The following is a 13,040-nucleotide window of genomic DNA, read 5'->3' on the forward strand; positions in this document are numbered from 1 at the left end:
AAAGCCCACACTTCTTAGCGTTGTGTGGGTTTTTACTATCTTCTTACAGTCGCTTGGATAGTATGGTTGACTAATATGGGATTGTTTATTGAATCCAAGTTTTATTTGCTTGATTACGCTAGGAAGGTTGCATTCAATGTTGGAATCATTACGCAGCGGGTTTAAGCGCACTATTTCTCCAATTGCAAAATTGCTAGTCCGATTAGGCATAAGTGCTAACTGTGTAACAATTGTCGGCACAATAGCTGTAGTTATTATTGCTTTTGTTACTGCTTTTACTAAACAGTTTGTTGTTGGCACTATATTTTTAACTATTTTTGTGCTTGCAGACAGTTTAGATGGTTCTGTTGCTGCTTTGACAACAGGCGGCACAAAATTTGGTGCATTTCTTGACTCAACTCTCGATCGCATTGCAGACTGGTCATTATTTTCCTCTGTATGCATTTGTTTGTATGAAGCTCACGAAAAAGATATGTGCACTTGGATTTCAACTTTGAATGGCAATGCAATAAAGTGTGTGGGATTATTAAGCTGTTTGGTTGCTCTTATGGCAGCTTTCGTAACTTCATACACTCGCGCTCGCGGTCAGTCAATAAATGTAGATCCTAAAAAAGGTTTAATAACTCGTGCAGATAGAGTTGCTGTGATTCTTGTTGCTATGGGGCTTGTTGGTCTTACAAATCAACTTTTTTGGTTAAGTTTTGCTATGATTCTGCTTGCTATTGGCGGTATTATTACAGTTTTCCAGCGTATTTTTGAAGTAAAGCATGGGCTTGATATAAAAGATAAATAAAATTTGTCGCGAAAGCGCAATAAAATCGTTTCGTTTGATTAACTGTACGTTTTAGGAGTATCATGTCAGGTCATTCCAAGTGGGCGACTACAAAGCACAAGAAGGCCGCTATCGACGCAAAGCGTGGCAAGCTTTTTGCCAAGCTTATTAAGAACATTGAAATTGCTGCACGTTTGGGTGGTGGCGATCCTGATGGTAACCCTACGCTGTACGATGCCATCGTTAAAGCTAAGAAGGCTTCCATGCCTGCTGACAATATCAAGCGCGCTGTAAAGCGTGGTTCTGGTGAAGAAGCTGGCGGCGCAAACTATGAAGAGATTGTTTACGAAGGTTACGCTCCTGCAGGTGTTGGATTGATTATTGAATGCCTTACTGATAACCGTAATCGTGCTGCTGCTGATGTGCGTTCAACTCTTACTAAGGGCAACGGTTCTTTGGCAACAAGCGGTTCCGTGAGCTTCAACTTCGAACGTAAAGGTTTGATTGAAGTTCCATCCGAAGGTGTTGACTACGATAAGCTTTTCGAAGTTGCAGCTGAAGCTGGAGCTGAAGATGTTGCTGATGATGGCGATGTTTATTCTGTTTACACCAATTCCAGTGATTTGGTAACTGTGCGTAAGGCTTTGCAGGAAGCTGGTTTCGACTATGATTCTGCAGATATTATTATGCATCCAAATAATGAGGTTGAATTGAGCTTCGAAGATGCTCAAAAGGTTTCTCGCTTAATCGATAATCTCGATGACTTGGACGATGTTCAGAATATTTACAGCAACTGGACCGCTTCAGATGAAGTTATGGCTCAGCTTGAGGAAGCTGAGTAGTCTCCTATGATGATTTTGGGCGTTGACCCCGGGCTTACTCGCTGCGGGGTCGGCGTGATTGAAGCCGGCGTCTCGCGTCGGCTTTCTTTTATTCACGTCGATGTGTTGAGGTCTGAGCCTGATCTTTCGCAAGATTTGCGACTTTTAAAGATTTATAATGGATTAGTTGAAAAAATCGAGCGTTTTTCGCCTGATACTGTGTCTATTGAACGTGTTTTTGCGCAAGAAAATCGAAATACTGTTCTTGGCACTGCACAGGTTGCAGGTATTGCAATGCTTGCTGCAGCTCAGCGCAATATTCCTGTTGCTTTACACACTCCTACTGAAGTTAAACTTGCTGTAGCTGGAAACGGAAAAGCTCAAAAACCTCAAGTAGAGCGCATGGTCGCGCGACTACTTGGACTTAATGTTTTGCCTACTCCTGCTGATGCTGCCGACGCTTTAGCTCAAGCTATTTGTCATGCTCTTCGTCCTTCTGGTGCTTTACAAGGTGGCGAGCGCGAGCAGCATCTAACTGCTGCGCAGAAACAGTGGGCTTTAGCTCAAGCTCAGGCGCGTAAATCTTCTTCTGTCGTTCGAGGCATGTAGGATATTAATAGAACAGATGTTCTATTATAATTGTATTTGACTTTATGTGCTTTAAGCTATGAGTTTTTGTTAAGTGGGAGTGAGTTTATGATTGGAATGCTTGTTGGACAAGTTGCGTCAATTGATGCTCGTTCTGCTCTTATTGTTGTTTCTGGAGTTGGCTATGAGACTTATATGCCTTCTCAAGATTTGTCTTCTTTGCATGAAGGCCAGGAAGTTCGCGTTTATACGTCGCTTCAAGTTTCGCAAGATGCTTTAACTCTTTATGGTTTTACAACTCAAGCTGCTAAACGAATGTTTTTGCAAGTGCAAAAAGTTAGTGGAATTGGTCCTAAAGTTGCTCTTTCTATGCTTTCAACTTTGAATGTTAATCGTCTTTTACAAGCTATTTCTGAGGGAGATGTAACTTCTCTTTCTTCTGCTCCTGGTTTAGGGAAAAAGGGTGCGCAGAAGATTATTTTGGAATTGAAGGGTTCTCTTGATTCTTCAATACTGGCAGATAGTTCTAATGATTCTACTCAATCTAATAAGCAGATTGTTGATTCTAGCGTGCAATGCGTAATAGAGGGTCTTGTTTCATTGGGTTGGAGACAAGTTGACGCTCAAAGAGCAGTTGAGCAAGTTTGTGCAGAGAATAATATTTCAATTCCTATATCTGATGCAGATTTGCCTAATGTTTTACGAATGGCATTAGCTTCACTTGATAGGGGTAGGTAATCATGTTTGTAAAGAATCTAGTATTGGGGGAGTTGAAGTGAGTGAAGAGTATACTTCTGCGCTAAATACTGGTGTTGCTGAAGAATCCTTACGCATGGTTTCTTCAACGCCTTTAGGAAATGAGCAACTCAGTGATGAGGAACTTCGTCCTCGCGCATTAGAAGGTTTTATTGGTCAACCAGTTTTAAAAGCGCAATTGCAACTGTTTTTAGATGCTGCTAAAAAGCGTGATGTTGCGCCTGACCATATGTTATTGGCTGGCCCTCCTGGATTGGGAAAAACTACATTAGCAATGATTGTTGCTAATGAATTGCAAGTTCCTATTCGAATTACTTCAGGTCCTGCTATCCAGCATGCTGGAGATTTAGCTTCTATACTAAGCGCGCTTGACGCAGGTGAGGTGTTGTTTATTGACGAAATCCATCGTTTGCCTCGTGCTGCAGAAGAGTTGCTTTATATTGCTATGGAAGATTTTCGCGTTGACGTTATGGTCGGCAAAGGTCCTGGTGCCTCATCAATACCGCTAACTCTTCCTCGTTTTACTGTAGTTGGAGCTACCACTAGGGAAGGAATGTTGCCTTCTCCATTGCGCGCTCGTTTTGGTTTTACTGCTCACCTTGATTTTTATCCTCACGAAGAGCTTGAAAAACTTATTGAGCGATCTGCTAAAGTCTTAGGAATTCGCCTTATAGATCAAGCTGCTAAAGAGCTATCGTTACGCTCTCGTGGCACTCCTCGTATAGCGAATCGCTTGTTGAGACGTGTCAGAGATTGGGCTATTGTGCATGATTTGTCAGAAGTAAATCATGAAGCTGTTGTTGAAGCGTTAGCTTTATACCAGATTGATACACAAGGTCTTGATCGACTTGATATTGCAGTTTTGAAGGCTATGGTTTGTCAGTTTAACGGTGGACCGGTTGGTCTTAATAATCTAGCTGCAATGGTTGGTGAAGAAGCTGAAACTGTTGAAACAGTATGTGAACCATATCTAGTGCGTGAAGGATTCTTAATTCGCACTCCTAAAGGTCGTGTTGCAACTAGTAAAGCTTGGAAACATTTGGGCTTTAAAGAGCCTAGTAATGTCAGTGAGCTAGCTTAAAATAATTAACTTGGACGGCATTTCGACCGTCTTAGGGTTGGATACTTAAGGAGTTTACTTTGCCTCAATTTTTCCAGCAGTATGGCATGCTTATTATTCTCGTTGTAGCAATGGTTTGCATGATGATGTTCCAGACTCGCAATGCTAAGAAGCGTCAAGCTGAAATGCGTTCCTTCCATGAATCTTTGGAACCAGGTACTGAAATTATTACAATCGGCGGCATTATCGGCAAGATTGTAAGCGTAGATACTCAATATGAAGAGATTGTTATCGATTCAGAAGGTAGCTTGATGCGAGTATCTTTCCGCGCTGTGAACAGATTGTATGTGCGTCCAGCATTTATTAGCGATGAAGAAGCAGAAGAAGCTGCACAAGCTGAAGAAGCTAAGCAAGATGATGCAAATAAATCTGTAAACGAAGATAACGAGCCAGTATCAGAATCTGCAGCTTCTGAAAAGTAATAACTTTTATCTCATAAATTTATAATTTAATACTTAAGTCGTGATGTGTGAGTCAGCACATGTCTCACGCATCACGCGAATATGTGACATTCTTTCCATATTCCAATAACAAGTCTTGTGAAGAAAAGAACGTTAGGATTATGACAGCAACGGATATTACAGTGAAAACGTTGAAAACAGTAAGCAACGATGATGCCGCTTATCTTGCTTCTTTGATTCGTACCGTTCCAGGATTCCCCAATCCTAGTATTATATTCCGTGATTTTCTTCCTATATTTTCAAATGCGCGCTCTTCGCGAATTCTTATTGATTCTTTGATTGATGCCTTGCCTGTGCCAGCTGATTCAATTGATTTGATTGCTGGGCTTGAAGCTCGAGGCTTTCTTTTTGGACCATTATTGGCATCTCGGTTAGGCAAAGGTTTTCTTGCTATTCGTAAAGCTGGTAAGCTACCTCCTCCAGTTATTACTGAGTCATACATGCTTGAGTATGGTCAGGCAAGTATTGAAATTGAAAGCGACGCTATTAAGCCAGGTCAACGTGTGCTTATTGTTGACGATCTTATTGCAACTGGAGGCACTGCAAAAGCTGCTGCAAATATTGTCAAGCGCGCTCAAGGAATAGTTGCAGGTTTTAGTTTTGTTATTGAACTTACTGGTATTAGTGGAATGAGTGAATTATGCGATTATCCTTGCAGCAGTTTAATTACTATGCCAGCTTAAAAGTTTATTATTATCGCTTATTATTAAAGTAATATCCTATTTAAAACAATATATTGGTTTTGCACCTAAAAGAATTGAAAGGAAAAGGCATGGTTGAAAAGCTTAAGTCATCCTTAATAAACATGTCTAAAGGTGTAATAACTCCTGTTATTGTTATTCTTATTTTTTCTCTTACGATAGGTCTTTTCTTATCTCTCACACTTCTTGTGGTTTCTATCGAAGAAGGAACAGGTAATCTTTCTGAATCTGCAATGTCTATGACTTGGGCTGTGTTTATGTTTGCTCAAGGCGTGGGTCTTACTTTTGGAAATTGCATTCTTACGATTATTCCTTTAGGCCTTACTTTTCTACTTATTTCAACGCTTGTATGCTTAATTCGTCGTATTAAAGGTGGGAATATAGCATATTTTACTGGGCTTGTAGTCTGGGCTGCTATTAATGCGATACTTTCTCAAAATACGCATGTTACTTTACTTGATTCTACTTTTATTGTTGCTTGTAAATCTTCTTGTGTTTATTTAATTTCGTTACTTATAGCGGTTTTTCCAAGCAGCTCACTGTTTGTATCTGCTAAGCAGCGTTATAAGCAAATATGTCCTGAGTATATTCAAAAAAATATTCGTATTACTAAGCGAACTGCGGTAATTTTGTTCGGTTTATATGCTTTTGTTGCACTAATAACTGTTGTGGTTTGGGCTTGTACAAATTTTGGTTATGTTAATTCATATTTCAATAAATTAGGCATGCAAAATGGTTCGCGTATTCTTACAACTATTGCTTGCTTAGTTTGGTTGCCTAATGTTGCTATTTGGGCATTATCTTGGATTTGTGGATCTGGATTTAATATTGGATCTGTTGCACAATTTACTTTAACAGTTTCTCAACGTAAATCTTTGCCGCCTATTCCGGTTTTTGGAATATTTCCTGATGCTGTTATTGACGTTGTGCATCGCACTGTTTTTTACTCTATAGTTCCAACTTTATGCTTTATTGTAATGCTTGTAGCTTTATTGCATAAAAGCGGCTGTGGCTTGCGCATAAAAAATATTATTGATAAAACTGAGCGTGAGTCTTTTATGTTGAACGCTATAGAAGCTGCAACTGATAGTGTTGGCGTATCCGCTTTAATTACAATTATGTGGACTGTTGTTTTTTCAATAGCAAATGGTTCATTAGGGGAATGTCGACTTTCTTATATTGGAGTTGACATTATTGAAAGTACTAGAGCTGTTGGTCATCTTACTCTATACGCTTCTGCTGTAGCATTGGTTATTTCAATTTTTAGTATTCTACTTATTTGTGGTGCGAGATATTGCTTAAATCTTATTGCTGCTAGTAAGTCGAATAAACCTGTAAAATTTGCAGAATTAATCGAAAATAAGGCTAGTAATAAAAATAATCAACCTTTGCCTTTGAAAAAAGCCGCTCCTAGGACGGTTTCATCGAAGGCTAAAAGAAAATAATTCCTCACTACTATTTTGGGAAGGAAGGCCGCCGTGCAACAGACACAGAGCAAAGAATCAAACGCAAATGTGCTGATAACCACAGGTGAAAAGCAAATTCGTAGAGTTCTTGTTTCAGTTTTTCATAAAGAAGGACTTGAAATATTAGCTGAAGCATTTAGAAAGGCTGATACTGAAGTAGTTTCAACCGGCTCTACTGCTGCTAAATTGGCGGAACTTGGCGTTCATGTTATTGAAGTTTCTGACATTACTGGTTTCCCAGAAAGTCTTGATGGAAGAGTGAAGACTTTAGATCCGCATATTCACGCTGGAATTCTTGCAGATATGAGTAATGCTGATCATGTAAAGCAACTTGAAAAGCTAAACATAAAGCCGTTTGATGCTGTAGTAGTTAATTTGTATCCGTTCGTAGACACTGTAATGAGCGGTGCTGATAGTGACGCAATTATTGAGAAAATTGATATTGGTGGACCTTCTATGATTCGTGCTGCAGCAAAGAATCATAAGTCTGTTGTCGTTATTACAGATCCTGCAGATTACCAGCTTTTAGCTAATAGAATCGTTTCAGGTGAAGGCTTTAATTTGCAAGAGCGCGAATATTTGGCTGGTAAAGCATTTGCTCATACAGCAGCTTACGATGCTTCTATATCTGAGTGGACAAGTAAAGCATGGCAGAAGCCTGAAAGTTTGAACACAAATGATGAAGAAGATAGTAAAAATGCTGAATCTGTGAAGCTTCCTGCAAACTACACGCGCACTTGGAGCTTAGAGCATACGCTTCGATATGGCGAGAACCCTCATCAGCAAGCAGGATTGTATTTAGATCCTCTGCATAAGGGCGGTTTAGCTCAAGCTGAGCTTCTTGGCGGAAAACCTATGAGCTACAACAATTATGTGGATGCGGATGCTGCTTGGCGTGCGGTTTGGGATTTTGCTCCACAAATTGCAGTTGCTGTTTGCAAGCATAATAATCCATGCGGTTTAGCTATTGGAACTAATGCAGCTGAAGCTCACAAGAAAGCTCACGCTTGCGATCCTGTAAGTGCTTATGGTGGTGTGATTGCTTCAAATACTACAGTCACTTTAGAAATGGCAGAAAGTGTGCGTCCAATTTTCACAGAGGTTATTGTGGCTCCAGACTATGAGCCTGAAGCTTTGGAATTGCTTCGCACTAAAAAAAAGAACCTCCGCATTTTGAAGGTTGCAACTCCGCCAGTTTTAGGTTTGCAAGTTCATCCTATTGACGGCGGTGCTTTAGTTCAGTCTGCAGATAAGATTGATGCAGTTGGTGATAATCCTGAAAACTGGACGCTTGTTTCTGGAGATCCTGCTGATGCTGATACTTTGCGCGATTTGCAATTTGCCTGGCGTTCGCTTCGTTGTGTAAAGTCTAACGCAATTCTACTTGCGCATGATAATGCTACTGTTGGCATTGGTATGGGGCAGGTTAATCGCGTGGATTCGTGCCATTTGGCTGTTGAACGTGCGAATACTTTGGCTGATGGTGCTGAACGTGCTCGTGGAGCTGTTGCGGCTTCGGATGCTTTCTTCCCATTCGCTGACGGTCCGCAAATTTTGATTGAAGCTGGCGTTCGCGCAATCGTGCAGCCTGGTGGCTCTATTCGCGACGAAGAAGTGTTCGAAGCTGCGCGCAAAGCTGGTGTAACGATGTACACTACCGGTACTCGTCACTTCTTCCACTAAAATTGCTTTAGCTAAGATTCATAGACAAATAAATTAATCAATATTATGGATGCAGCGTTTGTGTGCTTCAAGCGCTGCATCTTTGTGTTAGTGCCTAAAACAACTCATGTTTTCTTATCGCGGAGCAGGTATGATACAAGTATGACAGATAGTGAGCATCAGACTAGAAGCACTAAAACGGAACATCCGTACGTGTCGGAAAAACGTGAGGGTAAACCTTATGCTGAATGGATTGTAGCAATTATTATTGGACTTTGCGCATTATTGGCATTTATAGGATATGTAAAAGCCGCCACAGTTGTTATTTCTGTGACGGCTGTACTTCTAGGAGTTATGCGCTTAATTATGCGTCAGCGTAGCCCTTGGAAAGTTCGCTCAGTTGGCTTTGATTCTTTCATCAGTATTACGCTCGGCATAGGTTTGCTTATAACATACGCTTCAATTATATTTTTGCTATAATTTTATTCTTAAAGATTGTTCGCAACGTTATTGTCAGATACGTTTTGAACGTATTCATAGCTCATATCTGGTGCTACAGGAGCATCTGCTTTTGTGTCTGCAAAGTTTTGTATTGGTGCAGGATTTGTTTCATTTGATACAGCAGGTTTTTGTGCTGAGTTTGAAAGAAGCTTTGTTAATAGCAAAACTAGGCTAACAAGCGCTGCAGCAAAAATTGGAGCAATCCAGAATACCCACAATTGACTTAGTGGTTTAACTTCCAAATCATGAGAGTTTGCGAATAATGCAATGCCGGTAGAACGAGCAGGATTCAAACCAGCTCCTGTAATTTGATATGTAATGAAAGCACCAGCTGCGTATGCAATACCGATGTGTGTTGCATAACCGCATTTAGTATTACCTTCATGGTCTGTGCTGCGCAATGCAGTGGCAACAATCAAAATAACAGCAATAACTTCAACTAATAACGCAGATACTATTCCGAAAGACAAGTTTATTTCTTTTAGTTGACGTGCAGAAAGAGATGCCTTTTCGAATCCGTTTACTATTGAAACAAACCAATACTTTTTGTCAAAACCTGAGCCTTGGCCAACTTGTGATGGATTAATGCTTGAATTCTGCTGAGGAATAATAAGAATAAACAATCCTGCAGCTGCAATAGCACCAAGAACTTGGGCAACAATGTAGCATAATCCTGCAGTGTATGAAGTGCGTCCAGTAAGCATCGAAGCAACTGTTACTGCAGGGTTAAGGTGGCCTCCAGAAACTTTAGATGCAATATATGTCGCTGCAGCATAAGCGATACCAGTGCCGGCGGCAATCATTAAAACATTGATTCCGTACATTACAGTAGTAAGAGAATAAAAAGTGTAAACAACGAACATCGCTAAAGCTGTAGCAATAAATTCAGTACCAATACGAACAATAAGTGGCGCAGCAGTTTTAGTTGTGCTGCACGGTGTATCTGTAGTTTTAATCATAACTTTCCTTAATTTTAGTTGTGCCGCTTTGTTAATGATTGCAACACAATGAAACCTAGGCTATATTATCACGGCTATGCCATACGGTAACATAGAAAGACGTGGTGTTTTTTGATTTATTGAAAATTTAATAAATTGCCACATGCATTAGTAAGTTAATGAGTAATGAATTGCTTATACTGCGTATTCTTGAGTAAATTCTGGCGCAAGTATGTATGTAATTCTTTAGGTCACGTTGGGAGAACGATGCCAAACGCATATTCCCGCGCCAATCAGGCGCATTCAGATGACAACAACGCCATTCGACTGCAGAAGCTGCTTGCTGAAGCGGGATTTGGTTCAAGACGCAAGTGTGAAGAGATTATTCTTGACGGGCGTGTTGAAGTAGACGACGAATTGGTTACAACACTTGGTACTCGAGTAGATCCAAAACGTCAAAAAGTGCGCGTTGATGGATCTCGCGTAAAGTTCAACACAAAGCTAGTAACGCTCGCATTGCATAAGCCTAAGCGAGTTCTTAGCGCAATGGACGATCCAAAAGGTCGCTTTACTTTAAGAGATATTGTTGGAGACAAGTACGAGCGAATTTTCCACATGGGACGCTTGGATTACGATTCTGAAGGTCTTATTTTAATGACCAACGATGGCGAGCTAAGCCAGCACGTAATGCACCCAAAGTATGAGGTTGAGAAAACTTATATTGCAACTGTTGAAGGCAAAATCAACGGTATGGTTTGCCGCCGCTTGGTTTCGCAAGGCGTGAATCTTGAAGATGGTTGGATTAAGCTCGACCGTTGCGCAATAATCGACCAGAATCACGACACAACCATGGTAAAAATTGTGTTGCATTCTGGCAAAAATCGTATTGTTCGCAGGATTTTTGGAGCCGTTGGTTTCCCTGTAAAGCGTCTTGTTCGTACGCAAATTGGCCCTATTAAATTGGGTGACTTAAAAGCTGGATCGTATCGCGTGCTTTCTCAAACAGAAGTGCGTTCGCTTTCTAAGGAGGTTGGCCTGTGATTTGTGTAGCAATTGATGGACCAGCAGGAGTAGGTAAGTCTTCTACTTCTCGTGCTTTAGCACAATACTACGGTTTTGCGTATTTAGATACGGGTGCAATGTATAGAGCTGCTGCTTGGTGGTGCTTGAAACAAGGTATTGATTTAAGCACGAAGCTTGAATTGGATGAAGAAGGAAATCCTGTAAATCCAGCGGATACTGAACGTTTTAATCAAATTATTGAAGCTGTTGGAGCCTTATTTACTGAAAGTGACGCTGACTTTAGTGTTGATCCTAAGAATCCTGTAGTGACTGTCGAAGGTGAGGATATTAGCGAAGAATTGCGTTCCAGCGAAGTTTCTTCGCATGTGTCTACTGTATCTTCGATTCCTGCAGTTCGCCGTATGCTTATTGCTGCTCAGCGAGCGTATATTGCTTCAGAGTCAGATGAAGATTCTTTCTCAGGCGGAGAGGGAATAGTTGCAGAAGGACGCGATATTACTACTGTTGTTGCTCCTAATGCTCAAGTTCGAGTGCTTCTTACTGCACGCGAAGAAGTGCGTCAAGCTCGCAGAAACAAGCAGAATATTGCGCAAGAAAATTTGCAAAATAATGAATCTAAAAATAATGAATCTGAAGAAGACGATATTCACGCTCGTGACGCTAAAGATGCTAAAGTTACGCATTTTCTTCAAGCAGCAGACGGTGTTACAACGCTAGATAATTCTGATTTGACTTTTGAGCAGACTCTCGATGCTCTTGTTGAAATGGTTGACGCTGCTATCGAGCAAGATGAGTACGACCGCTATGCTGCTAATCTTGAAGGCTACGATCTTGACGATGAAGACCGTGCGCTTCTTCGAGGCGACGAAGTAAGTCAAGACGATGCAAAAGACTCTAAAGCTGTTGGAGTAATCGCCATTATAGGTCGACCAAACGTTGGAAAATCAACGCTTGTCAATCGTATTTTGGGCCATCGTGTAGCTGTTGTAGAAGATACTCCAGGTGTTACGAGAGATCGCGTAAGCTACGACGCTGAGTGGGCTGGAACTAACTTTAAGCTGGTTGACACTGGCGGCTGGGAAGCAGATGTTGAAGGCATTGATTCTTCTATTGCTCAACAAGCGCAAATAGCAGTGCGTTTAAGCGATGCTGTGATTTTCCTAGTAGATGGTCAAGTTGGTTTAACAGCTACAGACGAGCGTATTGTTTCAATGCTTCGTGCTGCAGGTAAGCCTATTACTCTGGCAGTTAACAAGGTTGACGATGCTAGAAGCGAGTATTTGACTGCAGAGTTTTGGAAGCTCGGAATGGGTGAGCCTTACGGAATTTCTGCAATGCACGGCAGAGGCGTTGGAGATTTGCTTGATGCAGCTCTCAATTCTTTGAAGAAAGCGAATAAAACTTCAGGATTCTTAACTCCAGAAGGACTTCGCAGAGTTGCTTTAGTGGGTCGTCCAAACGTTGGTAAGTCTTCGCTTTTGAATCATTTAGCTCATGAAGAGCGATCTGTTGTAAACGATTTGGCTGGAACTACTCGTGACCCTGTTGATGAGGTTGTGCGAGTTGACGGCGAGGATTGGCTGTTTATTGACACTGCTGGTATTAAGCGCAGGCAGCACAAGCTTACGGGTGCTGAATACTATTCTTCACTTCGTACGCAAGCTGCGATTGAACGCTCGGAACTTGCTTTGATTCTTTTCGATTCTTCCCAGCCTATTGCAGAGCAGGATTTGAAAGTTATGAGCCAGGCTGTGGATGCAGGTCGCGCAATCGTACTTGTGTTTAACAAGTGGGATTTGATGGACGAATTTTCCAGACAGCGCATGGAACGCTTATGGAAAACTGAGTTTGAGCGCGTAACTTGGGCTGAGCGCGTAAATCTTTCTGCAAAAACAGGATGGCATACGAATCGTCTTGCGCGCGCTATGCGAACAGCTTTAGACAGCTGGGATAAGCGCATTCCTACAGGCAAGCTCAACGCTTTCTTAGGGCGTATTCAGTCTGCTCATCCGCATCCTTTGCGAGGCGGAAAGCAAGCGAGAATCTTGTTTGCCACGCAAGCTTCTACGCGCCCACCGCGTTTTGTAATATTTACAACTGGCTTCTTAGAGCACGGATACCGTCGCTTTATTGAGCGATCACTTCGAGAAGAATTTGGATTCGAGGGAACTCCTATTCAAATCTCCGTAAAAGTACGAGATAAGAAGAAGCGCAAATAAAGCGCGATTAAG

The 13,040-nt window shown here is 41.4% G+C and carries 13 protein-coding genes; 12 read left to right on the forward strand and 1 reads right to left on the reverse strand.

The window, feature by feature from the left end:
- Positions 1-136: 136 nt before the first annotated feature.
- The 10 genes from HXT48_RS02995 to HXT48_RS03040 all read left to right on the forward strand — a co-directional run bounded on the left by HXT48_RS02995 (position 137) and on the right by HXT48_RS03040 (position 8,827).
- Positions 137-793 (forward strand): CDP-alcohol phosphatidyltransferase family protein, encoded by a 657-nt coding sequence (locus HXT48_RS02995; RefSeq protein ID WP_004108811.1) that lies wholly within the window; start codon positions 137-139, stop codon positions 791-793.
- A 62-nt stretch (positions 794-855) separates the two neighbouring features.
- Positions 856-1,614, forward strand: coding sequence for a YebC/PmpR family DNA-binding transcriptional regulator (locus HXT48_RS03000; protein ID WP_004108813.1), 759 nt, complete (start codon positions 856-858; stop codon positions 1,612-1,614).
- A 6-nt stretch (positions 1,615-1,620) separates the two neighbouring features.
- On the forward strand, positions 1,621-2,202 hold the full coding sequence (gene ruvC / locus HXT48_RS03005) for a crossover junction endodeoxyribonuclease RuvC (protein WP_012914216.1): 582 nt from the start codon (positions 1,621-1,623) through the stop codon (positions 2,200-2,202).
- Between the two features lie 87 nt (positions 2,203-2,289).
- A complete protein-coding gene (ruvA, locus tag HXT48_RS03010; RefSeq protein WP_421793172.1) occupies positions 2,290-2,919 on the forward strand; it encodes a Holliday junction branch migration protein RuvA in 630 nt (209 codons plus the stop codon).
- 94 nt (positions 2,920-3,013) lie between these two features.
- Positions 3,014-4,018, forward strand: coding sequence for a Holliday junction branch migration DNA helicase RuvB (gene ruvB / locus HXT48_RS03015; protein ID WP_217431467.1), 1,005 nt, complete (start codon positions 3,014-3,016; stop codon positions 4,016-4,018).
- A 59-nt stretch (positions 4,019-4,077) separates the two neighbouring features.
- Positions 4,078-4,479, forward strand: a complete 402-nt coding sequence (gene yajC, locus HXT48_RS03020; RefSeq protein ID WP_004108823.1) for a preprotein translocase subunit YajC — start codon at positions 4,078-4,080, stop codon at positions 4,477-4,479.
- 140 nt (positions 4,480-4,619) lie between these two features.
- Positions 4,620-5,201 carry an adenine phosphoribosyltransferase gene (locus tag HXT48_RS03025; RefSeq protein WP_012914213.1) on the forward strand — a complete coding sequence of 194 codons (582 nt, stop codon included), beginning with the start codon at positions 4,620-4,622 and terminating at the stop codon, positions 5,199-5,201.
- Between the two features lie 89 nt (positions 5,202-5,290).
- The gene (locus tag HXT48_RS03030) at positions 5,291-6,664 is read left to right on the forward strand and encodes a DUF6350 family protein (RefSeq protein ID WP_102703138.1); all 1,374 of its coding nucleotides are present in this window, start codon (positions 5,291-5,293) and stop codon (positions 6,662-6,664) included.
- Positions 6,665-6,697: 33 nt separating this feature from the next.
- The gene (gene purH / locus HXT48_RS03035) at positions 6,698-8,368 is read left to right on the forward strand and encodes a bifunctional phosphoribosylaminoimidazolecarboxamide formyltransferase/IMP cyclohydrolase (protein ID WP_102704464.1); all 1,671 of its coding nucleotides are present in this window, start codon (positions 6,698-6,700) and stop codon (positions 8,366-8,368) included.
- 141 nt (positions 8,369-8,509) lie between these two features.
- Entirely contained in the window at positions 8,510-8,827 is a 318-nt protein-coding gene (locus HXT48_RS03040; RefSeq protein ID WP_012914210.1) for a hypothetical protein, read from the forward strand.
- An 8-nt stretch (positions 8,828-8,835) separates the two neighbouring features.
- Here HXT48_RS03040 and HXT48_RS03045 read toward each other — a convergent pair whose 3' ends face one another.
- A complete protein-coding gene (locus tag HXT48_RS03045) occupies positions 8,836-9,807 on the reverse strand; it encodes an MIP/aquaporin family protein (protein WP_004108851.1) in 972 nt (323 codons plus the stop codon).
- 246 nt (positions 9,808-10,053) lie between these two features.
- Between HXT48_RS03045 and HXT48_RS03050 the strand changes: the two genes are divergently transcribed.
- Both HXT48_RS03050 and der read left to right on the forward strand, forming a co-directional pair.
- Positions 10,054-10,827, forward strand: a complete 774-nt coding sequence (locus tag HXT48_RS03050) for a pseudouridine synthase (RefSeq protein ID WP_041160499.1) — start codon at positions 10,054-10,056, stop codon at positions 10,825-10,827.
- Positions 10,824-13,028: a bifunctional cytidylate kinase/GTPase Der gene (der, locus tag HXT48_RS03055; RefSeq protein WP_102155121.1), complete on the forward strand. Its 2,205-nt coding sequence runs from the start codon at positions 10,824-10,826 to the stop codon at positions 13,026-13,028. The genes HXT48_RS03050 and der overlap by 4 nt, the downstream gene beginning before the upstream one ends.
- Positions 13,029-13,040 lie beyond the last annotated feature (12 nt).

Origin of the sequence: Gardnerella sp. KA00127 (assembly GCF_049244125.1) — a bacterium.
GTDB lineage: Bacteria > Actinomycetota > Actinomycetes > Actinomycetales > Bifidobacteriaceae > Bifidobacterium > Bifidobacterium swidsinskii.

Excerpts from the sequence above, each read along its gene's own strand:
- HXT48_RS02995 (WP_004108811.1), top strand. The coding sequence starts at position 137 with ATGTTGGAATCATTACGCAGCGGGTTTAAGCGCACTATTTCTCCAATT.
- HXT48_RS03000 (WP_004108813.1), top strand. The coding sequence starts at position 856 with ATGTCAGGTCATTCCAAGTGGGCGACTACAAAGCACAAGAAGGCCGCT.
- ruvC (WP_012914216.1), top strand. The coding sequence starts at position 1,621 with ATGATGATTTTGGGCGTTGACCCCGGGCTTACTCGCTGCGGGGTCGGC.
- ruvA (WP_421793172.1), top strand. The coding sequence starts at position 2,290 with ATGATTGGAATGCTTGTTGGACAAGTTGCGTCAATTGATGCTCGTTCT.
- ruvB (WP_217431467.1), top strand. The coding sequence starts at position 3,014 with ATGGTTTCTTCAACGCCTTTAGGAAATGAGCAACTCAGTGATGAGGAA.
- HXT48_RS03025 (WP_012914213.1), top strand. The coding sequence starts at position 4,620 with ATGACAGCAACGGATATTACAGTGAAAACGTTGAAAACAGTAAGCAAC.
- HXT48_RS03030 (WP_102703138.1), top strand. The coding sequence starts at position 5,291 with ATGGTTGAAAAGCTTAAGTCATCCTTAATAAACATGTCTAAAGGTGTA.
- HXT48_RS03040 (WP_012914210.1), top strand. The coding sequence starts at position 8,510 with ATGACAGATAGTGAGCATCAGACTAGAAGCACTAAAACGGAACATCCG.
- HXT48_RS03045 (WP_004108851.1), bottom strand. The coding sequence starts at position 9,807 with ATGATTAAAACTACAGATACACCGTGCAGCACAACTAAAACTGCTGCG.
- HXT48_RS03050 (WP_041160499.1), top strand. The coding sequence starts at position 10,054 with ATGCCAAACGCATATTCCCGCGCCAATCAGGCGCATTCAGATGACAAC.